Source organism: Paractinoplanes pyxinae, from assembly GCF_026626335.1.
Classification (GTDB): domain Bacteria; phylum Actinomycetota; class Actinomycetes; order Mycobacteriales; family Micromonosporaceae; genus Actinoplanes; species Actinoplanes pyxinae.
The window spans coordinates 56,247-76,008 of record NZ_JAPNTZ010000015.1; the positions used below are offsets into that span (position 1 = coordinate 56,247).

At 72.2% G+C, this 19,762-nt stretch carries 20 protein-coding genes; 6 read left to right on the forward strand and 14 right to left on the reverse strand.

The window, feature by feature from the left end; translation table 11 throughout:
* Positions 1–338: 338 nt before the first annotated feature.
* A complete protein-coding gene (locus OWR29_RS35670; protein ID WP_267567895.1) occupies positions 339–1,784 on the reverse strand; it encodes an MFS transporter in 1,446 nt (481 codons plus the stop codon).
* A 70-nt stretch (positions 1,785–1,854) separates the two neighbouring features.
* Between OWR29_RS35670 and OWR29_RS35675 the strand changes: the two genes are divergently transcribed.
* Entirely contained in the window at positions 1,855–2,430 is a 576-nt protein-coding gene (locus OWR29_RS35675) for a TetR/AcrR family transcriptional regulator (protein ID WP_267567896.1), read from the forward strand.
* A 254-nt stretch (positions 2,431–2,684) separates the two neighbouring features.
* Here the strand turns inward: OWR29_RS35675 and OWR29_RS35680 are convergent, their stop codons facing one another.
* The 6 genes from OWR29_RS35680 to OWR29_RS35705 all read right to left on the reverse strand — a co-directional run bounded on the left by OWR29_RS35680 (position 2,685) and on the right by OWR29_RS35705 (position 7,182).
* Positions 2,685–3,500 (reverse strand): sigma-70 family RNA polymerase sigma factor, encoded by an 816-nt coding sequence (locus tag OWR29_RS35680; RefSeq protein ID WP_267567897.1) that lies wholly within the window; start codon positions 3,498–3,500, stop codon positions 2,685–2,687.
* A gap of 106 nt (positions 3,501–3,606) precedes the next feature.
* Complete coding sequence (locus OWR29_RS35685; protein ID WP_267567898.1) at positions 3,607–4,218, reverse strand: response regulator transcription factor; 612 nt, start codon at positions 4,216–4,218, stop codon at positions 3,607–3,609.
* Positions 4,215–4,376 carry a hypothetical protein gene (locus tag OWR29_RS35690; RefSeq protein WP_267567899.1) on the reverse strand — a complete coding sequence of 54 codons (162 nt, stop codon included), beginning with the start codon at positions 4,374–4,376 and terminating at the stop codon, positions 4,215–4,217. The genes OWR29_RS35685 and OWR29_RS35690 overlap by 4 nt, the downstream gene beginning before the upstream one ends.
* Positions 4,373–5,470, reverse strand: coding sequence for a sensor histidine kinase (locus OWR29_RS35695; RefSeq protein ID WP_267567900.1), 1,098 nt, complete (start codon positions 5,468–5,470; stop codon positions 4,373–4,375). Before OWR29_RS35695 ends, OWR29_RS35690 begins: the two co-directional genes overlap by 4 nt.
* Before the next feature lie 17 nt (positions 5,471–5,487).
* On the reverse strand, positions 5,488–6,267 hold the full coding sequence (locus OWR29_RS35700) for an ABC transporter permease (RefSeq protein ID WP_267567901.1): 780 nt from the start codon (positions 6,265–6,267) through the stop codon (positions 5,488–5,490).
* Positions 6,268–6,270: 3 nt separating this feature from the next.
* Positions 6,271–7,182 carry an ABC transporter ATP-binding protein gene (locus OWR29_RS35705; RefSeq protein WP_267567902.1) on the reverse strand — a complete coding sequence of 304 codons (912 nt, stop codon included), beginning with the start codon at positions 7,180–7,182 and terminating at the stop codon, positions 6,271–6,273.
* A 117-nt stretch (positions 7,183–7,299) separates the two neighbouring features.
* Here OWR29_RS35705 and OWR29_RS35710 point away from each other — a divergent pair, with 117 nt between their 5' ends.
* Positions 7,300–7,824, forward strand: coding sequence for a 2'-5' RNA ligase family protein (locus OWR29_RS35710; RefSeq protein ID WP_267567903.1), 525 nt, complete (start codon positions 7,300–7,302; stop codon positions 7,822–7,824).
* Here the strand turns inward: OWR29_RS35710 and OWR29_RS35715 are convergent.
* The gene (locus tag OWR29_RS35715) at positions 7,821–9,920 is read right to left on the reverse strand and encodes an MMPL family transporter (RefSeq protein WP_267567904.1); all 2,100 of its coding nucleotides are present in this window, start codon (positions 9,918–9,920) and stop codon (positions 7,821–7,823) included. The two genes, OWR29_RS35710 and OWR29_RS35715, sit on opposite strands and share 4 nt — an antisense overlap.
* Before the next feature lie 132 nt (positions 9,921–10,052).
* Here OWR29_RS35715 and OWR29_RS35720 point away from each other — a divergent pair, with 132 nt between their 5' ends.
* The 3 genes from OWR29_RS35720 to OWR29_RS35730 are packed head-to-tail and all read left to right on the forward strand — an operon-like array spanning position 10,053 to position 14,006.
* Positions 10,053–11,174, forward strand: coding sequence for a sensor histidine kinase (locus tag OWR29_RS35720; RefSeq protein ID WP_267567905.1), 1,122 nt, complete (start codon positions 10,053–10,055; stop codon positions 11,172–11,174).
* Complete coding sequence (locus OWR29_RS35725) at positions 11,171–11,854, forward strand: response regulator (protein WP_267567906.1); 684 nt, start codon at positions 11,171–11,173, stop codon at positions 11,852–11,854. The genes OWR29_RS35720 and OWR29_RS35725 overlap by 4 nt, the downstream gene beginning before the upstream one ends.
* A 10-nt stretch (positions 11,855–11,864) precedes the next feature.
* On the forward strand, positions 11,865–14,006 hold the full coding sequence (locus tag OWR29_RS35730; RefSeq protein WP_267567907.1) for an ATP-binding protein: 2,142 nt from the start codon (positions 11,865–11,867) through the stop codon (positions 14,004–14,006).
* Here the strand turns inward: OWR29_RS35730 and OWR29_RS35735 are convergent.
* From OWR29_RS35735 to OWR29_RS35755, 5 genes are all read right to left on the reverse strand, one after another.
* Positions 13,931–14,386, reverse strand: a complete 456-nt coding sequence (locus OWR29_RS35735; protein ID WP_267567908.1) for a response regulator — start codon at positions 14,384–14,386, stop codon at positions 13,931–13,933. The two genes, OWR29_RS35730 and OWR29_RS35735, sit on opposite strands and share 76 nt — an antisense overlap.
* Complete coding sequence (locus OWR29_RS35740; RefSeq protein ID WP_267567909.1) at positions 14,376–15,947, reverse strand: PP2C family protein-serine/threonine phosphatase; 1,572 nt, start codon at positions 15,945–15,947, stop codon at positions 14,376–14,378. The genes OWR29_RS35735 and OWR29_RS35740 overlap by 11 nt, the downstream gene beginning before the upstream one ends.
* Before the next feature lie 31 nt (positions 15,948–15,978).
* The gene (locus OWR29_RS35745) at positions 15,979–16,803 is read right to left on the reverse strand and encodes an LLM class flavin-dependent oxidoreductase (protein ID WP_267567910.1); all 825 of its coding nucleotides are present in this window, start codon (positions 16,801–16,803) and stop codon (positions 15,979–15,981) included.
* Between the two features lie 17 nt (positions 16,804–16,820).
* Complete coding sequence (locus OWR29_RS35750) at positions 16,821–17,606, reverse strand: alpha/beta hydrolase family protein (RefSeq protein WP_267567911.1); 786 nt, start codon at positions 17,604–17,606, stop codon at positions 16,821–16,823.
* A 118-nt stretch (positions 17,607–17,724) separates the two neighbouring features.
* Entirely contained in the window at positions 17,725–17,877 is a 153-nt protein-coding gene (locus OWR29_RS35755) for a hypothetical protein (RefSeq protein ID WP_267567912.1), read from the reverse strand.
* 205 nt (positions 17,878–18,082) lie between these two features.
* Between OWR29_RS35755 and OWR29_RS35760 the strand changes: the two genes are divergently transcribed.
* A complete protein-coding gene (locus OWR29_RS35760) occupies positions 18,083–18,640 on the forward strand; it encodes a TetR/AcrR family transcriptional regulator (protein WP_267567913.1) in 558 nt (185 codons plus the stop codon).
* A 139-nt stretch (positions 18,641–18,779) separates the two neighbouring features.
* Here the strand turns inward: OWR29_RS35760 and OWR29_RS35765 are convergent, their stop codons facing one another.
* Positions 18,780–19,559 carry a class I SAM-dependent methyltransferase gene (locus tag OWR29_RS35765; protein ID WP_267567914.1) on the reverse strand — a complete coding sequence of 260 codons (780 nt, stop codon included), beginning with the start codon at positions 19,557–19,559 and terminating at the stop codon, positions 18,780–18,782.
* Positions 19,560–19,762: the final 203 nt, after the last annotated feature.

The following is a 19,762-nucleotide window of genomic DNA, read 5'->3' on the forward strand; positions in this document are numbered from 1 at the left end:
AGTCAACATGAGCGCTGACCGGGATGCCGCCCGACAGTGAGCGGTGCTCGGCTCCAGGGACGCTTGAGGCCCGCTCCGCAGGCGCGGATGCTCGTCGGCGGCGGACGCCACTGGCACACGCGTGCCACCGGCCGCCGCCCTCTTCCCTGAGGGGGCACCGGCGTCTTGTCAGGCGTGGCTGGCTGACCGCTGACCGAGATGCCGGTGACAGCGAGCGTTGCTCAGACGTGTGTGTTGCGATCCGCTCGGGCAGGTGCGGGTGCTTGTCGGCGGCGGACGCACCTGGCACACGCGTGCATCGGCGGCCGCCTGAATGCGGAGCCGGCACCGGCGTCTCGTCAGGCGTGGCTGGTGACGGCCTCGGTGGGCTCGGTTGTGGTGGGGGTGGCGTTGCGGGTGCGGAGCATGGCCCAGGTGACCAGGGCGGCGGCCAGCACGGTTAGCAGGAGGCCGGCCAGGGTTACGGCCTGGTGGAACTCGGTGTGCTGGTGGGTGGTCCAGGTGGTGGTGGCGATCGAGCCGGTGAACAGGGCGGCCAGCATGGTGCCGGCGATGGCGATGCCGGCGCCCGAGGTTACTTCGCTGGCGGTGTCGACCAGGGCGGCGCCGATCGAGGTGCGGTTCTTGGGGAGGCCGCGCAAGACGTTGACGCCGGCCACGGCGCCTACCACTCGGATGGCGGCGGCTACCAAGGAGAGGGACAGGGCTACCCAGACGTAGTTGAAGCGGCCGAGCAGGGCGTAGACGGCCAGGCCGGCGACCACGGCGGCGGAGCTGAGCCAGGCGGCGCGGTCCAGGCCCACGCGTTCGACGAAGCGGTTGACGAACGGGCCGGCGAAGACGAGGACGACCACCTGGGGCAGCATGCCGGCGGCGGCCAGCGCTGGCGGCCAGCCCCAGTCGAGCTGGAACTGCAGGGTTACCAGGTAGCCCATGCCGGCCACGGCCAAGCCGGTCGCGGCCTTGTAGGCGAGGCCGGCCGACACGAGCGGGCGGGCCACCAAGCGCAGGTCTAGCAGCGGGTGCCGGGCTGAGCGCTCGCGCACCACGAACAAGACGGCGGCGACTACGGCGGCGCCGGTGGCTGTCCAGGGCGCCCAGGAGTGGGTGCCCTCCTCGACGAACAGGGTGGGAGCGACCAGAGCCAGGACGATCGTTGCCGTGCCGAGGACGGCGCCGGGGATGTCGATGGGGTCGCGGTGCAGGTCGGCCGGGTCGTCGGCGTCGATGCCGGAGCGGATGCCGGCTATGGCCAGGGCGGCGATCGGCACGTTGACCAGCAGCAGGGCCTGCCAGGGGGCGACGGCCAGGACGAAGCCGCCGGCGGTCGGGCCGACGGCCAGGCCGACCAGGCCGACGGTCGAGATGAGCGTCATCGCGCGTACGCGCAAGGTGTCGTCGTCGAACAGGCGGAACGCGAGCGCGATGGAGCCGGGCGTGGTCATCGCGGCGGCGACGCCCATGACCGCGCGGACGGCGATCAGCTGCTCGGCTGTGGTGACAGAAGCCGTGGCCAAGGAGGCCAGGCCCAGCAGGGTGAGGCCGACGAGCATGACGCGGCGGCGGCCGGCCCGGTCGGCGACGGCGCCGAACACCAGCATCAGGCCGCCGAACACGACCGAATAGGCGCCGGTCACCCACTGCAGCGCGGTGGTGGAGGCGTGCAGCTCGCGGCCGATGGTGGGGAGGGCGACGTTCAGGATCGAGTTGTCGAGCATCTCGAACAGGAACACCGCCGACAGGCCGGCCAGGGCTACCCAGGCCGAGCGCAGGGAGGTCTTCATGCCTCCGACGATAACGCTAACGGTTAGGAATTTGCAACGGATATGAGTTCGATACTGATAGGGTGAACGGGTGAGCGAGCAGCAGACGAGCCGCCGGGAACGGAAGAAGGCGGCCACCCGCCAGGCCATCGCCAACACGGCGCTGAGCATGTTTCTCGAGCGCGGCTACGACGCAGTCGGCATCCGCGAGGTGGCCCAAGCAGCCGACGTCGCTGTCACGACTGTGTTCGCGCATTTCCCGTCGAAAGAAGCGCTCGTCTTCGACCGTGACCAGGGCCTGCAGGACAGGCTGGTGCAAGCCGTCACCGGCCGCGGCGCCCGATGGAGTGCCGCGGAGGCTCTGCGCGACGAGCTGCACGCGATGGTCCATGACCTCACCGGCGAACAGTCCGTCGCGTTCTGGCGCCTGGTCGACAGCTCGGAAGACCTGCGGGAGTACGAGACGAGGATGTGGCAGCGCCACGCCGACGCTTTGGCCGTGGCCATCGCCGCCGACCGCGGCCACACCGAGCCCGTCACCACCGACAAGGCCCTGGCCCGCTACGCGCTCGGCGTGTTCCCCCTGGCCCGCGACGCCCCCGACCCCGCGGCCGCGGTCGACGAGATCATGGACCTGGTCGCCGCCGCCTGGGCCGCCGCCCGATAAGCCGACGCCCGTGGCCGCGCGACGGTAAAAAGGCCCGGTCACTGCCACCCGATATCGCCCGTGGCGCACGGCGACGCAGGAACTTGGTCACCGCCGCCTGAGCCGGCGCCCGATAAAGCGCGACGCCCTTGGCCGCGCGGCAGCGAAGGGGCCGGATCACCGGGGCCCGGCAGGGCGCGACAACTATGGGCGTGCGGCGGCGACCAGAAGCGGGCGCGCTCAGTTCGCCGATGGCCTGAGGCGGCCGGCGTGTGTCAGGCGGCTACGGCGAGGCCCTGGACGTCGGTGGCGCCGAGGCGGGACGCCATCGTGGTGCGGGCGGCGATCTTGGCGGTGTAGAGGGCGCGGCGGCGGGCCACGCAGCCGTCCTTCGCCGGGGCGGACTGCTGCTGGTCCAGGTGGGTGGTCAGGCCGTCCTTGAGCAGGGCCAGGGCCTCGGTGCGCAGCTGCGACACGCGGGACTCGGTCACCTCCAGGGCGGCGGCCACCTCGGCCAGGGGACGCTCGCGCAGGTAGGACTCCTCGACCACGAACCGCAGGCGCTCGGGCAGCACGGCCACGGCGTCGTGCAGGTAGCCGATGCGCTCGCGGTGCAGCAGCATCTCCTCCGGGTTGAGGGCGGGCTCGGCCACCATCTCCTCGGCCGCGCCGGCCTGGAAGCCCTGCAGCGACAGCACGGCCGCGCGCTGCACGTCGTCCTGCACCGAGGCCAGCTCGCCGACGGCCACGCCCAGCAGCTCGGCCAGTTCGGTGTCGGTGGGGGTGCGGCCCAGCTGGGCGGTCAGCTCCTGGCGGGCCTGCTCGGCGCGGCGGGCGCGGGCCCGCACCGACCGGCTGGCCCAGTCGAGGCCGCGCAGCTCGTCGAGCAGGGCGCCGCGCACCCGCATGGCGGCGAACTTGCCGAACGGGATGCCCCGGGTCGGGTCGAACGCCTTCGCGGCGGTGACCAGCGCGGCGTAGCCGGCCGAGGCCAGGTCGTCGCGGTGCACGTGCGGCGGAACCTTGAACAGCATCTCGCGCACCATGTGGCCGACCAGCGCCATGTTCTCGCGGACCAGAGTCTCGATCATGGTGGTTCCCCCTCCGTCGTTGCTGACAGGAGGGAACTTTTCTGGGCGCCGGGTGCAGGATCCGGTTACACAGGGTTGCCGCTCGGTTGCACTGTCAGGGGAATTCTCAAGTGAGCAGCCAGCCGTTCTCCACGGCCAGCCGTACGGCCTCCGCGCGCGTCCGAGCCCCGGTCTTCCCGATCGCCGACGACAGATGGTTGCGCACAGTGCCTTCCGACAGGTGCAGCTTCCGGGCGATGTCCGCGACCGTCCCGCCGTCCCGGGCCGCCCGCAGCACGTCGGTCTCGCGCTCGGTCAATGGCGAATCCCCCTGCGCCAGAGACTGCGCCGCCAGTCCGGGGTCCACCACTCGAAGGCCTTCATGCACCCTTCGTACGGCGTCCGCGAGCTGCCGGGCCGGGGTGTCCTTGACGATGAAGCCACCGGCCCCCGCCGCCATCGCCTGCCGCAAATAGCCGGCCCGCCCGAACGTCGTCACCATCAGCACCCGTACGCCGGGCATGGCCTGCTGCAGCGCCCGGGCCGCAGCCACGCCGTCGAGCCCGGGCATCTCCACGTCGAGCAGCGCCACGTCGGGCTCGGTGGCTTGCGCGGCCGCGACCACCTCGTCGCCCCGCCCGACCTCGGCCACCACCTTCAGGTCAGGCTCCATGTCGAGCAACGCGGCCATCGCCCCGCGCACCAGCGCCTGGTCATCCGCGAGCAACAACTTGATCATCTCAGCCCCTCCCAGCCGCGCCGGAAGGCGGGCAACGACCAGCCGCGCCGGAAGGCGGGCAACGACCAGCCGCGCCGGAAGGCGAGCAGCGACCAGGCGCGCCGGAAGGCGAGCAGCAACTCGATCACGCCCGCACCCAAGGCCATCTGCTTCCTCACGCCGGCACCTCCACTCGTACCCGGAAACCCGGCGCATCCTCACGGGCGCCCGCGATCAGGCGGCCACCCAGCCCCTCGGCCCGCCGCCGCAGACCCGGCAACCCCTGCCCGCCGCTGCACGAACCACCGACGCCGTCGTCGACGATCTCGACGCAGTCCGGCGTCAGCTGCACCCGCACATGCCGCGCCCCGCTGTGCCGGACCACGTTGGTCACCGCCTCCCGGATCGTCCAGGCGAACAGCTCCCGGTTACGGGTAGGCACCTCGTCGGCCGCCCCCGGCAGCTCGGCCTCGATGTTGGCCGCCGTCAGCGCTTCGCGGGCGACCGCGATCTCACCCGGCAGCGAGATCCCGCGTACGCCCATGGCCGTCGTCCGTACGTCGCTGAGGGCGTCGCGGGCCAGGGCCTCCAGATCCGACAGTTCCTTGCGGGCCTTCTCGATGTCGAAGTCGAGCAGCCGCTGCGCCAGCTCGGCCTTCACGGTGACCACGGTCAGCGAGTGCCCGAGGATGTCGTGCAGGTCGGCCGCGATCCGGGCCCGTTCGTCGGCCACCGCCCGGTCGGAGAGCTCCTGCTGCGCGGCCATCAGACGCCTCTGCCTTTCCCCGGCCATCCGGATCCCGTACGTCGCCAGCGACCCCAGCAGCACGGCCAGCCCGTACCCGCCGTCGGCCCAGCCGTCGACCACCCGCGGCGCGATCTCGGCCCCCGCGAACAGCACCACGGCCAGCGGCGCGGCCTGGGCCAGGGGCAGGTTCACCATGGCCAGCGCGGCGATGTAGACCAGGCAGGTCAGCGAGTGGTCGCCCGCCCCGGGCACCTGCAACGCGAACAGGGCCAGCAGCAGCGCGATGCCGAGCCAGGTGCGCACGACGTGCCGGGGCGGGCGCACACCGCGGCGGATGTGCCGGACCCGGGCCACCAGGAACAGGTAGCCGGCGGCGAACGCGGCCACCGAGGTCAGCCCGGCCACCCGCCAGTACATGTCGGGCTGATCCAGCAACGCCTGCACGTTGCCGCCGAGGTAGAACAGCCAGACGGCGGCGAACACCCACCCGTAGCGCGGTGGCCTGCCCGTCGCCGTCTGCGTCATACCGAGCAACTTACGGTTCATACGCGCGCGGTGTCCCGCCGGAACCGCCACATCGCGCCCCACGCGAACAGGGCCGTCCACACCACCACGTTCAGCACGGCCAGCCACAGGTTGCCGTCGTGGGTCAGCGGATACCGCGCGATCTCACCCACCCCGTACACCGGAGTGAATTTCGCGATCGTGGCGAACGGCTCGCCGAACTGGTCGAGCGGCACGAACAACCCGCCGGCGAACGAGAGCACGGCCAGCACCGGCCCGAGGATCTGCATCACGTTCTCGCTCGGCAGCAGGTAGCCCATGAACAGCCCGAACGCGGCGAACACGAGCGCGCAGACCCAGGCCAGCAGCCCGCAGAACACCCACGCCGTGGCCGGCAGCTCCGCCCCCGCGACCGCGCCGACCACGAACGCGACCGCCACCGACACGGCGCCGATGATCATGGCCAGGACCAGTTTCACGGCGACGTAGGCGGCCGGGCGCAGCGGGGTCAGCCGCAGCTGCCGGCTCCACCCGGCGGCCCGCTCGACGGACACCATGGCGCCGCCGGACGTGGTGGCCAGCATCGCCCCGTACACGGCCATGCTGATCAGGATGTAGCCGGTGAGATTGCCCCCGCCGATGCGCTCGGTCTTGTACGAGCTGCTGGTGCCGAACAGCAGGAAGAACACCGCCGGCATGATGAAGGTGAACACCACCGTGCGGCGGTTGCGCAGCATGCGGCGCAGCTCGAGCGCGATCATCCCGGGGTTGAACCCGCCGAACTTCGGCAGGCTTCTCGATTCCAGTGCGACGGTCATCGGTCAGTTCTCCTCGTCGGCCGTCAGGGCCAGGAACGCGTCCTCCAGGTTCCGGGAGGTGATCTCCAGGTCCCGGGCCGCGGTGCGGGTGAGCAGGTAGCGGGCGATCTCGTCGGAGTCGTTGCCGTGCACGAACACGGTGTCGCCGCGCACTTCGACCCGGTCGGCGCCCGGGACATCACGAAGCGAGGTCTCGGAGGCGCCGGGCAGGGTGGCCCGGACCGTACGCCCCGAAGCCAGGGCCTTGACCTCGGCCGACGTGCCGTCGGCGACGATGCGCCCCCGGCGGACGAACACGACCCGGTCGGCGTACGCGTCGGCCTCTTCCAGGTAGTGGGTGGCGAAGATGACCGTACGGCCGCGGCGCGCGTCGTCGCGGATGGCCGACCAGAACTCGTGGCGCCCGGCCACGTCCATGCCGGTCGTGGGTTCGTCCAGGATCAGCAGTTCGGGGTCGGGCAGCAGGGCCATCGCGAACCGCAGGCGCTGCTGCTGCCCGCCCGAGCACTTGCCGACCAGCCGGCCCGCCACGTCGGCGAGCCCGGCCCGGTCGATGGCCTCGCCGACGGCCGAGCGCGGCTTGCCGAACAGCACCGCGGTCAGCCGGACGGTCTCCTCGACGGTGTAGTCCTTGAGCAGCCCGCCGGTCTGCATGACGGCCGAGACGAGGCCGAGCGCGACCGCGTCGTGCGGCGCCTGCCCGTACACCTCGACCCGGCCTTCGTCGGGTTTCTGCAGTCCCAGCAGCATGTCGACGGTGGTGGTCTTGCCGGCCCCGTTGGGGCCGAGCAGCGCGACCACCTCGCCCGGGCGGATGTTCAGCGTGATCCCGTCGACGGCGGTCACCGCGCCGTAGCGCTTGACGACGCCGGACAGGTCGACCGCGGCGGTTTCGAGTGCGGTGGTGAGGGTCATGCGTTCATCGTGGGCCGCCGCCCGGCGGGGTGAGGCTGCTACGCGTCACGGCCCGGGCATGACATTCGTCAGTGTCAGGCTCTGGCGCCGGGCGGCCCGGGCCACCACAATGCGGCGATGGAACCCACGCACAGCGCGCTGATCGTCGCCGTCGCCGAGGCCGAGCCGGCCGTGGCCGCCCACCGCGACCGCCTCGATCAGGCCGCCGCGTGGGGAGTGCCCGCGCACATCACCGTCTGCTACCCGTTCCTGCCGCCGCAGCAGATCGACGAGCACGTCCTGGCCGGGCTGCGGCAGGCCGCCGCCGGCGTGCCCGCGTTCTTCTGCGCCCTGAACGAGGTCGGCTGGTTCGGTGAGCGGGTGGTGTGGCTGGCCCCCGACCCGGCGCACCCGTTCCAGGCGCTGACCGCGGCGGTCACCACCCGCTTCCCGGCCGCCCGGCCCTACGACGGCCTGTACGACGAGGTCGTGCCCCACCTGACGATCGGGCACGACCATTCCCCGGCCGACCTGAAGGCGGCCGCGGGCGCGGTGGCCGAACATCTGCCCATCCACGCCCGCGTCACCTCGATGCGCCTGGCCGTCGGATGCCCCCAACCGGGAGCGACCTGGTCGACGCTGGAGGAGTTCGCCCTCGGTTAGGCCGCGATGGCCGGTTCCTTCTCCACGGGAGCGTCGTCGAGGCGCCGGGAGAGCGAAGCTCCTTCGATGTCGACGTCGGGCAGCACCCGGTCGAGCCAGCGCGGCAGCCACCACGCCGACCGGCCGAGCAGCACCATCACCGCCGGCACCAGGATCATCCGCACCACCACGGCGTCGAACAGGATGGCCATGCCCAAGCCGAACCCGACCGACTTGATGATCGCCTCGGGGCCGAGCATGAACCCGAAGAACACGCTCATCATGATCAGCGCGGCCGCGGTGACGACCCGGGCGCCGTGGCCGAAGCCGCTGATCACCGCGTCGCGCGGGCTCGCGCCGTGCACGAAGTCCTCGCGCATGCGGGTCACCAGGAACACCTGGTAGTCCATGGCCAGACCGAACACGATGCCGATGAGCAGGATCGGCAGGAAGCTGATGATCGGCCCGGTCTGGTTGATCCCGAACATGGCGGCCAGCCAGCCCCACTGGAACACCGCGACCAGCGCGCCGAACGTGGCCGCCACCGACAGCAGGAACCCGAGCGTGGCCTTGAGCGGCACCAGCAGCGACCGGAACACCAGCGCCAGCAGCACGAACGCCAGCCCGACGACCAGGGCCAGGTAGGGCAGCAGCGCGTCGGCCAGCTTCTCGCTGATGTCCGAGTTGAGCGCGGTGGTTCCGGTGACACCGAGGACGCCGGCCGTGGCGCGCAGCCGGTGTACCAGGTCTTCGGTGGCCGCGTCCTCGGGGCCGGTCGTCGGGATGATGGTCATGATCGCCGTGTCGCCGCGCTCGTTGGTGACGGTGTTGGCGACCATGGCCACCCCCTCGATCGCGTCCAGCGACGTGCCGGGATCGGCGACGACGGTCAACGGCCCGTTGAAGCCCGGCCCGAACCCGTCGGAGAGCAGGTCGTACGCGTGCCGCTGGGTGGTGTCGGAGGCGGCGCTGCCGTCGGTCGGCAGTCCGAGCCGCAGATCGGTGGCCGGCAGGGCGATCACGCCGAGACCGAGGACGGCGGCCACCAGCGCCACGACCGGACGGCGGGCGATGGCCCGGACCCAGCGGTCACCGAGCGCGGGCTTGTCCTGCTCATCGCGTACGCGGGAAGCAGTAATCCTTTGACCGGCGAACCCGAGCAGCGCCGGCAGCAGGGTCAGCGCGATCACCACGGCCACCGCGACCGTGCCCGCGGCGGCCACGCCCATCTGGGTCAGGAACGGGATCCCGACCACCGACAGACCGGCCAGCGCGATGATCACAGTGAGACCGGCGAACACGACGGCGTTGCCCGCGGTGCCCACCGCACGCCCGGCCGCCTCCTGCCGGTCGTGGCCGGCGGCCAGCTCACCGCGGTAGCGCGACACGATGAACAGCGCGTAGTCGATGGCCACGGCCAGGCCCAGCATCATGGCCAGCGTCGAGGTGGTGCCGGACAGCTCGGTGAAGTGGGTGGCGATGCCGATCCCGGCGAAGCCCAGCGCCACCCCGATGATCGCGGTCAGCAGCGGCAACCCGGCCGCCACCAGCGACCCGAACGTCACGATCAGGACCAGCGCGGCGACGATCAGGCCGATCACCTCGCCGACCGGGGCGTGCCCGGAGGCCTGCACGGCGTCGCCGCCCGCCTCCACGGTCAGCCCCTCGGACCGGGCCTGCTGGATGATGTCGTACAGGCTCTCGCGGGCGTCGTCCGACAGGTCGGTCGCCGGGACGGTGAAGGTGACCTGCGCGTACGCGACCGTGCCGTCAGCGTTGGGGCTGGGATCGGTGACGGCGGCGACCTGCGGCGCGTTCTTGAGCGCGAGCATCGTCTTGTCCATCGAGGCCTTGTTCAGCTTCTGCGCGCCCGGGTCGGCGAACACGATCCGGGCCGTGGCCGCCGACGTCTGCCCCGCGGCCTGCGGGAACCGCTCGGCCAGCAGGTCGATGGTCTGCTGGGCGGGGGTGCCCGGGATGCTGAATGACGTCGTCGTGGGCTTCTGCAGCAGCGCCATGCCCGCCACGGCGGCGACCAGCACGGCCACCCAGGCGAGCAGCACCGTCCAGCGGCGTCGGAACGAGAACCGGCCGAGCCGGTAGAGGAACGTAGCCATGCCCTTCACGGTCCTCGCGATCACGGCTGCCCACGTCGTCTTTGCGCAGACCGGGCGTACCGCGGACGCGGTAACCGGCCCTACTGCGCCCGGATGACGTGGCCGGCCCGCGCGGCCGCATACGGTCGTGGTGTGCGCGTGAAGAGGTGGCTGAGCGATCTGGTGCCGGTCGGGCTGGTCGTGGCCGTCGCGGCCTCGGCCGAGTTCCCGTACGGCTGGGTCCGGTTCGTCGCCGTCGTCGCGTCCGGCATCGTGGCCGTGCTGGTCCGCCACCGCTGGCCGGTGCCGGCGCTGGCCGTCGTCACGGCCGGGTTCATGGTGACCGTCGTGCTCAAGGCCCCGTCGCAGGTGCTGCTGTTGCTGACGGGCTTCCTGATGTACGAGGTCACGCTGCGCACCACCCATAAAAGGCCCTGGCTGTACGGGCTGGGCTGCGCCACGCTCCTGTTCGCCGTGGGCATGATCGCCGACCCGGCCGAGTGGTGGTCGCTCAACTCGCTCGGCCTGTACGCGTGGACGTGCGGTGGCGGCGCGGTCGGCGAGGCAGTGCGCAACCGCCGCGCGTACGACGCCGAGATGAAGCAACGGCTGCGCATGGCCGAGCAGACCCGCGAGGAGGAGGCCCGCCGCCGCGTCATGGACGAACGGCTGCGCATCGCCCGCGAGCTGCACGACGTCGTGGCCCACCACATCGCCGTCATCACCGTGCAGGCCGGCGCGGCCGCGCACGTCATCGAGCAGCGCCCCGAGCAGGCCGGCCCGGTGCTGGAGGTGATCCGGCAGGCCTCCGACAACGTGCTCCGCGAAATCAAGTCGGTGATCGGGGTGCTGCGCGAACCCGGCGACACCGGCCGCACCACGCCCAGCCCGGGCCTGTCGCGGCTGCCCGAGCTGCTCGACGGCCTCACCGGCTTCCAGGTGCGGCACACTCAGACCGACGACGCGCGCGAGCTGCCGGCCATCGCCGACCTGGCCGCCTACCGGATCGCGCAGGAAGCCCTGACCAACGCCCACCGCTACGGCGACGGCCACGCCGACCTGGCCGTCACCTACGAACCCGGCGCCGTCACCATCGAGGTGGTCAACCGCATCGCCGGCCGCGGCGGCGACGGCGGGTTCGGCCTGCTCGGCATGCGCGAACGCGCCGCCGCGGCCGGCGGCGCCGTCACCGCCGGGCCCACCGCCGACGGCCGGTTCCGCCTGCTCGCCACCCTGCCCACCGCCACCCACGACGCCCTGGAGCCCACGCCGTGACCATCCGGGTCCTGCTCGCCGACGACCAGGCGCTCATCCGCGCCGGCTTCAAGATGATCATCGACGCCGAGCCGGGCATGCAGGTGGTGGCCGAGGCCGCCGACGGCCGCGAGGCGATCGAGCAGGCCCGGGCGCTGCGGGCCGACGTCGTGCTCATGGACATCCGCATGCCGGTGCTGGACGGCCTGGAGGCCACCCGCCGGATCAGCGCCGACGACGCCCTGGCCGGCGTGCGCGTCCTGGTCGTCACCACCTTCGAGGACGACGACAACGTGGTGCTGGCCCTGCAGGCCGGGGCCAGCGGCTTCGTCGGCAAGAACGTCGCCCCGGCCGACCTGCTGGCCGCCATCCGGGTCGTCGCCGCCGGCGAGGCGCTGCTCTCCCCGGCGGCCACCCGGGCCCTGGTCGGCCGGTTCCTGACCAGCCTGCCCGCCCAGCCCGCGGCCACCTCGGCCGCTCTGGACGTGCTGACCGACCGCGAACGCGAGATCTTCGTGCTGGTCGCGCACGGCCTGTCGAACGAGGAGATCGCGGCCCGGCTGTTCCTGTCCCCGCTGACCGCCAAGACCCACGTCAACCGGGCCATGGCCAAGCTGCGGGTGCGCGACCGGGCCCAGCTGGTGGTGCTGGCCTACCAGAGCGGCCTGGTCAGTCCGGGTGACCGGTTGAGCGCCGGATAGGGTCGGGGGCATGACCGAGTGGCTGACCGAACGTGTCGCGGCGGCCGAGCGGGAAGCCGGCACCACCTTCGACCTGACGGCCTGCGTCCGTGAGCCCATTCACCGGCTGGGCGGGATCCAGTCGTACGGGGCCCTGCTGGCCGTCGCCGAAGGCCGGGTGGCGGTGGTCAGCGAGAACGCGGAGGACGTGCTCGGCCTGGACGACCTGGACGGCGCGCCGATCGAGCGGGTGATCGGGGCCCAGCACCGCGACTCGCTGTGGTCGCTGGCGGACACCGACGCCGGGCAGACCGCGATGATGCCGCTCGAGCTCGGCCCGCGCCGCTTCGACGTCACCGTGCACCGCTCCGGCGACCACGTCGTGCTCGAATTCGAACCGGCCCCGGACACCCCCGACTTCGGCACCCTGTACGCGCCGGTGCGCCAAGCCCTGGCCCGGCTGCAGCGGGCGGGCACGGTCGTCGAGGCATGCCAGGCCGCCGTCCGCGAGATCCGCGAGCTGACCGGCTACGACCGGGTCGTCGCGTACCGGTTCGAAGAGACCGACGGCCCCGGCGAGGTCATCGCCGAACAGGTCGCCGACGACCGCGAACCGTGGCTGGGGCTGTGGTTCCCCGCCACCGACATCCCGCCGCAGGCCCGCCGGCTGTACGAGCGCAACTGGATCCGGGTCATCGCCGACGTCGACGACGCCACGGCTCGTCTGCACCCCGACGGCGAAGCGCTCGACCTGTCGCTGTCGGTGCTGCGCACGGTGTCGCCGTTCCACCTGGAATACCTGCGCAACATCGGGGTCACCTCGTCGATGTCGGTGTCGCTGCTCGACGAGGGCCGGCTGTGGGGGCTGATCGCCTGCCACGGCCGCGAGGCCAAGGTGCTCAGTCCGCAGACCCGCGCCGCCTGCGAGTTCTTCGGTGTGGCGCTGTCGCTGCACCTGGCCGCGCTGCGGGAACGCGACGAGGCGGCGGCCCGCGAGAGCTCCCGCACGGTGATAGCGCGACTGCTCGAGCGGTACTCGCTCGACGTGCCGGTGCGCTGGTCGCTCGACCCGGCCGGGCTCGAGCAGGTCATCGACTGCGACGCCGTCCTGGTGCGCACCGGCGACGCGGTCATCTCCTCGGCCGGCGACACCGCTGAGGTGCCCGCCCAGGTGACCGTCCCGCCGGCCGGGGAGATCTGGTACACCGAGAAGATGTCCGGGCTGTACCCGGGCGCGCTGGTGCTGCCCTTCGGCACGGGCGGCGACTGCATCGTGTGGCTGCGCCGCGAGCGCACCGTGCCGCGGCGGTGGGCGGCCGACCCCCGGACGCCGGTGATGCTGGGACCGCACGGCGAACGCCTGACCCCGCGCGGCTCCACCGCCGTCTACCTGGCCTCCGTCCGCGGCCGCGGCATGCCCTGGTCGACCACCGACCTGGCGATGGCGGTCGAACTCGGCCGCGCGGTCACCGGCGTGGCGGTGGTCCACGCCCGGCAGCTGGCCGAGCTCAACGTCGACCTGGACGCGTTCGCCCACGCCGCCGCCCACGACCTCAAGGAACCGCTGCGGGGCATCGCCAACACCTCGACCTTCATCGCCGAGGACGCCGCCGGGCGGCTCGACGACGTGACGCTGCGCCGGCTGAAATCCATCCAGCGGCTCGCCACACGGATGGATTCCCTGCTCAACGCCCTGCTGTCCTACGCCCGGCTGGGGCGGGCGGCGCTCAGCGCGACGTCGGTTCCGGTGGCCGAGGCGGTGGAGCGGGCGCTGGACGTGGCCGGCCCCCGCCTGGCCGAGGCGTCGGTGACCGTCACCGCCAAGCCGGACTTCCTGCACGCCGACCCGCTGCTGCTCGATCAGGTGCTGGTCAATCTGCTGGTCAACGCGGCCAAGTACTCCCGGCCCGAAGGCGGGCAGGTCGAGGTGGGGGTGGCCGACGGCGGCCTGTACGTGCGTGACGACGGCATCGGCATGCCGGCCCACCTGCGCGAGCAGGCGTTCCAGCTGTTCCGGCGGCTGCACCCCGACGCGGCGCGGGACGGCTCCGGGGCCGGGCTGGCGATCGTGCGGCGGATCGCGGAGCGCCACGGCGGTCAGGCCTGGGCCGAGGACTCCCCCGGCGGCGGCACCACGATCTGGGTCACGTTCGGTTCCCGGGAGCGCCAGTAGTCCAGAGTCTGTGCGAGCACGCTCTGGAACAACGCGAAGTTGATCGGCTTGTAGATGTAGCTGTCGGCGCCGGCCGCGTAGCAGGCCTCCGCCTCGGCCTGATTCTCCGAGGAAGTGAACACCACCAGACGCAGACCGTCGTACTCGCCGCGCGCCCGGACCTGCCGGACCACGTCGAGGCCGCCCTCGCCGGGCATGTTGAGATCGAGCAGCACCAGGCCGGGCGGTTCGTGACCGCCCGCGGTCAGCCGGGGCAGCACCCCGGAACCGGAGCGCAGGAACTCCAGCCGCACGTCGGGGTGCGAGCGGCCGATCGCCCGGGCGATGGCCTCGATGTCCTCGTCGGAGTCCTCCACGACCAGCACCAGGTCAGTCTCCACTGCTCTCCTTCACCCTCATCGCCAGCAGGGCGATGTCGTCGGATGCAGCGGCGCTGCTGCTCAGGTCGTCCACCAGCGTCTGCACCGGCGCGTCGCGCAGCCGGTCGAGGGCCCGGGCCAGCCCGTCCTGCTCGAACATGAGCCCGTCGCCGTCGCGGCTCTCGGTCAGCCCGTCGGTGAACATCACCAGCGTGTCGCCTTGTTCCATGCGAAGGGTCGAGGAGCCCAGCTGCGGAAGATCGAGAATTCCCAGGGGTACGCCGCCCCCGGCGCCCCTTGCGGCGTCCGACCCGCCTCGCATGATCACCGGGGCCGGATGGCCGGCCGACGTCCACTCCACGGCCCAGCCGTTGTCGTGCGGTGTCAGCAGGGCCACCGCGGCGGTGATGAACCGCCACGAGCCGTTCAGCCGCAGCCGCGAGTTGAGCCGGGTCAGGGCCCGCCGCGGCGACGACCCCTCCTGCAGCAGCGCGGCCAGGGTGTGCCGGGCCATGCCGGTCAGCGCGGCCGCGTCAACGCCACGCCCGCACACATCACCGATCAGCGCGGCCACCGTGCCGTCGTCGCGCACCACCACGTCGTAGAAGTCGCCGCCGACTTCGAGCACCCGGTCGCCGACGGTGTACGAGGCGGCCAGTTCGAGGCCGGCGGGGCGGGGCAGCCGGGTCGGCAGCAGGTGCTGCTGCATCCGCATGACCTCCTGCCGGCGCTGCTCGTACTGGGTGCTGTTGTCGATGGCCAGGGCGGCCCGGGCGGCCAGGTCGCGCAGGAACGACAGCGGGGGGATCCGCTCGGCGGGCCGGTCGAACAGGAACACCAGCCGCCCGATGACCCGGCCCCGGGCGCGCAGCTCCAGGGCGTACTCGGCCGGCTCGGCCAGCTGCCGCACCGCGTCCGGGTCGCGCAGCAGCGCGCCCAGCCGCCGCATGTCGACGTGCACGGCGCCGCGCAGCACCGGCTTGCCGTCCTCGTACACGAAAACCAGACAGCCCTCGGCGATCGCGGGCACGGCCATGCGCGGCACCCGGTACATCGTCTGCTCGGTGTCCAGGACGGCGTCCATCTGCAGCGACGCCTCGGCCAGCAGCGCGTCGCGCACCTGCTGCTCCTGGTCGCCGCGCACCTCGGACAGCCGCCGCACGGCCTCGTGCGTGACCTCGACGACCTGGGCCAGGCACTGGCCGACGAACGTGACATCGGCCGTGTCGTCCACCGCGACCAGGATGGTTCCGCCGGCCTCGCCCGGCTGCTCGAACCGGGCCGCCACGACCCGTGTGGCGCCGCACTCGCGCAGTTCGCCGGTCGCGTCGATCACCTGCACCGGGCCGGCCTGGCCGGGCGCCAGCCGCTCGGCCAGCTCCTGCAGGTCACTCGTGAGGGGCAGACCCTTCCACCGGTACGCGAGGACACCGTCACCGCGTGGGGCGTGGCGCAGCCCCCATACCGCCCGGACGCCCGGCAACTCCTGCAACGGGGGCAGCACCAGCTCGGCCAGCTGCTCGCGCGAGCCGATCGTCACGGCCGCGCCCCAGAGACGGTGCAGCGCCGCCGCCCACTCCACCGCCCCACCCCCATCGCTTGCCTGCCTGCAACTATCGCTCGCCGGGGATGATCCTGTCAGCCAGCCAATGGGCCACTTCGGCGGGGTACGGGGCGGGCGGGCTGAGCACGAAATGGCGGAACCCGGCGTCCAGCGAGCGGGCGATCGCGTCCCGGGTCGCCTGCGGGCGCTCGTAGTCGACACCGAAGTGCACCGAGCGCACGATCTGCGCCGGGTCGCGGCCGATCTCGGCGCAGTAGCGGTCGAGCAGCGCGCTGCGGCTCACCACGTCGTCGTGGTCGCCGCCCGGGATGTTCCAGATGTCGGCGTGCCGGGCCGCCACGCGCAGGGTGGCGGCGGAACGCCCGCCGATCAGCACGGGCGGCACGCGTACGGGCTTGGGGTTGCCGAACGCCCCGGTGAGCCCCTTGTAGTCGAACGGCGCCGGCTCGGTCCAGAGCTTTCTGATGACCGTGCACGCCTCGTCCAGGGCGGCCACGGCGTCGGCGGTGGCCACGAACGGCAGGCCGTGCGCGTCGTACTCGCGCCGCCCGAGCGGATGGTCCGGCCGCGATCCGACGCCGATGCCGAACTGCAGCCGCCCACCCGCGATCACGTCGACGGTGGTGGCGATCTTGGCGAGCATCGCCGGTGGCCGGAACCGGTTGCTGGTCACCAGCACGCCCAGCTCGAGCCGCGTCGTCTGCGCGGCCAGGGCGGCCAGCAGGGTCCAGCCCTCCAGGACCGGCCCGTCGAGGTCCCCGCCGATGGGCATGAGGTGGTCGAACACCCAGGCGTGGTCGATCGCCTCCACCGCATCGGCCTCCCGCCACACCCGCAGAACGTCGTCGTAGCTGACGTTCATGGGCGCCGTCATGATCCCGAAGGTGGGTTTCACTTCGATTCCCCCGGTACGGGCTTCCCGTTCAGGAAGTCGACGGTGATCCGCTGGATGAGCGCGACCCGCTCCGGGTCCTCGTCGGTGGTCTCGGCGACACCGGCGCCGACGATGCCCCCGAGGGAGTGCTCGGCGCCGGGCAGGGTGACCAGCGTCTTCGGGCCTGGGCTGTCGTGGAAGGCGTCGGTGAACCAGTCCGGTCCCCGCGTGGTGAGCAGCGACTGGTCGCGGTCGCCGGCGACGATCAGGGCCGGGGTGGTCATGGTGCTGAAGTCGGGGTTCATGAAGTCGAAGTGCTCGACGGCGAACGGGCTGAGGTCGGCCCCGCCCCGGCCCGGGACGGCCAGCAGGACGCCGGCGGTGACGCGAGGGTCGGGCTTCCCGGGGCCGTTGACGCCGGCGCCGAGCAGCATGCTGGCCGTCTGGGCGCCCCACGAGTGCCCGGCGACGGCGATGCGGGTGTGGTCGAGCGGGCGGTCGGTGAGCTCGTCGAGGCGGTCGAGGATCCGGGTCAGGTCCTCGGCGCGGCTGCGCCAGATGAGCGGCGTACGCGGGTCGTCCGGCGCGAGGCCGACGGTGCGCGAGTCGAGGTGGGTCGGCTGCACGACGAGGAAGCCGGCGGACGCCCAGTGGTCGGCGAGCGGCGCGTAGCCGTCCATCGACCAGCCGAAGCCGTGCGAGAACACGACGACGGGCAGGGCGGTGGCGCTCTGAGCCGGCGCCGTGACGCGCACCTGCAGCTCACCGAGGCGAAGGGGTTTGACGGAGACAATCGTATTCACTTGCTGCTCCCGCACTTAATCGGAACGTTGCTCCGCAAACATACGGAGCACTGTTCCGATTGACAAGGTTTTCCGCTGTGAGGCAGACGACCATGACGTACGCGCCGGCGTCGCCGCTTCAGCGCTCGCGTCCGCACTCGAAGCCGGCGCCGCCTGCAGGGCGGACGCGCTGACGATGGGCTGCGGCGCTCGCCAGTTCCGGGGCGCGTTCGTCGGGCGATGCGAACTGGGCGTCGATCTGCCGCAGCCGGGCGATGTTCAGGTCGAGCACGGTGACGTCGGCCCCCAGCCCGATGGGGCGCTGGATCCCCCTAGTTGCACCCCTACCGGGTGCGATGCGCTCGGCTCATTTCTGACGCAGTGTCGGCGCCGACCCAGGCGAAGGGGCCCGCGACGCGTCGCCTTGCGCATGGCATGCTGGTAAGCGGAGCGTCGTTCTAAGACCTGGCGGTGGTCTTTCATGAGGAGGAGCGCAGGTGGCGGGCAAGCGGGCGGATGCCCGGCGCAACGAGGAGTCGCTGCTGGACGCGGCGGCGGCCGTGTTCGTGGCGGCCGGGGTCGAGGCGCCGGTGCGCGACATCGCGGCCAAAGCGGGCGTCGGCATGGGCACGATCTACCGGCACTTCCCCACCCGGGCCGACCTGATCATCGCCGTGTACCGGCATCAGGTGGAAGCCTGCGCGGCGGCCGGCCCCGCTCTGCTCGAGTCGAGCTCCACCCCGTACGCCGCCCTGGGCCGGTGGATCGGCCTGTTCGTCGACTTCCTGGTCACCAAGCACGGCCTGGCCGCCGTCCTGCAGTCCGACCAGGCCGGCTTCGAGGCCCTTCATAGCTACTTCATCGACCGCCTGGTGCCGGTGTGCGCCCAGCTGATCGACGCCGCCGCCACAGCCGGCCAGATCCGTACCGACGTCGAAGCGCTCACCCTGATGCGCGGTGTCGGCAACTTGTGCATCGGCGCCGAACACGACGTGCGCTACGACGCCCGCAAGATGGTCGAGGTGCTGATCGCCGGCCTGCGCGTCCAGCCGTGACGGCCGTTGCGCGCACGATCGCGGACGTTCGCGAATCCGGGGCTCCGGGGCTCCGCGGGAATCGAGTCATGGCCGTCAAGCAATGGCTCGGCCGGCGTCAGCGGCCAACTGCTCACCGGAGTCGGCCCGGTGAGGATGCTCAGGCGGCGGCGGTGATCAGGCGCAAAGCGCCCTCGCGTTCGGCCTGCCGGCGCAGGTACCCGTACGCCCGATCCCAGGCCCCGCTGCTCAGGTCCCGCTCGAGACGGGCAAGGCCCCGCTGAACCGCGCCCGGGTCGGTCAGAACCAGACCGGACGTGGCGGCGCGTACCTCCGGGCGCAGGAAAGCTTCGGGGCGGGCGTAGAACGCTTCACCGAACCCGTCGGTGCAGTCGCGGGGCACGGGCACCACGTCGACGCGGACCTCGGCGCTGCCGTCGGCGAGGGCGCCTGTCACCTGATCCAGCGTCGGGAACCGCGCCTGCTCAACGGCGACGATTTCGGGGATGTAGTCGGCCAGCCAGAATTGCCGCAATGCCGGGGCGTCGAGGGTAAGCACGATGACCGGCCCGCGGCTCACCCGCCGCATCTCGCGCAGCCCTCGATCCACGTCACCCCACTGGTGCACGGTCAGCACTGCCATGGCTGCGTCGAAGCTGTCGTCGTCGAACGGCAGGTGCTCCGCCGCAGCGTCAATCGCCGGCGCCGCTGCGGCCGGACGCTGAGCACGCATGGCCGCCGACGGTTCGACGGCCGACACGTAACGGTCAGCCGGCTCGTACGACCCGGTGCCCGCCCCGACGTTGAGCACAGTTCGGCTGACACCGAGCGCCCCATGCACCTGAGCCGCGATCCGCCGGTCCGGCCGGCGTACGGATGCGTAGCGCGCGCCGTGCCGCTCGTAGTCGAAATCGCCGGCCGGGCGTTCTCGAGCTGTCACGAACCAATTGAATCCGCTGCGCTTCGACCTACCGGACGGCCACCCCAGGAGCCCTCAGCGTCGCCGATCGACTGGCCGGACGCATCGCCGCCACCGTCGCTCCAGGAGGAACGGCTACCGAAGCTGATCACATAGTCCGCGTCAGAATCGATTTCGGGGGGCCGGATGCTCGCGATTCCGGGCCCCACGCTGCCGGGGCCGCA

What these genes read in the sequence shown, in the direction of transcription:
- OWR29_RS35670 (WP_267567895.1), bottom strand. Translation starts at nt 1,784, where the DNA reads ATGAAGACCTCCCTGCGCTCGGCCTGGGTAGCCCTGGCCGGCCTGTCG.
- OWR29_RS35680 (WP_267567897.1), bottom strand. Translation starts at nt 3,500, where the DNA reads ATGATCGAGACTCTGGTCCGCGAGAACATGGCGCTGGTCGGCCACATG.
- OWR29_RS35685 (WP_267567898.1), bottom strand. Translation starts at nt 4,218, where the DNA reads ATGATCAAGTTGTTGCTCGCGGATGACCAGGCGCTGGTGCGCGGGGCG.
- OWR29_RS35695 (WP_267567900.1), bottom strand. Translation starts at nt 5,470, where the DNA reads ATGACGCAGACGGCGACGGGCAGGCCACCGCGCTACGGGTGGGTGTTC.
- OWR29_RS35700 (WP_267567901.1), bottom strand. Translation starts at nt 6,267, where the DNA reads ATGACCGTCGCACTGGAATCGAGAAGCCTGCCGAAGTTCGGCGGGTTC.
- OWR29_RS35705 (WP_267567902.1), bottom strand. Translation starts at nt 7,182, where the DNA reads ATGACCCTCACCACCGCACTCGAAACCGCCGCGGTCGACCTGTCCGGC.
- OWR29_RS35710 (WP_267567903.1), top strand. Translation starts at nt 7,300, where the DNA reads ATGGAACCCACGCACAGCGCGCTGATCGTCGCCGTCGCCGAGGCCGAG.
- OWR29_RS35715 (WP_267567904.1), bottom strand. Translation starts at nt 9,920, where the DNA reads ATGGCTACGTTCCTCTACCGGCTCGGCCGGTTCTCGTTCCGACGCCGC.
- OWR29_RS35730 (WP_267567907.1), top strand. Translation starts at nt 11,865, where the DNA reads ATGACCGAGTGGCTGACCGAACGTGTCGCGGCGGCCGAGCGGGAAGCC.
- OWR29_RS35745 (WP_267567910.1), bottom strand. Translation starts at nt 16,803, where the DNA reads ATGACGGCGCCCATGAACGTCAGCTACGACGACGTTCTGCGGGTGTGG.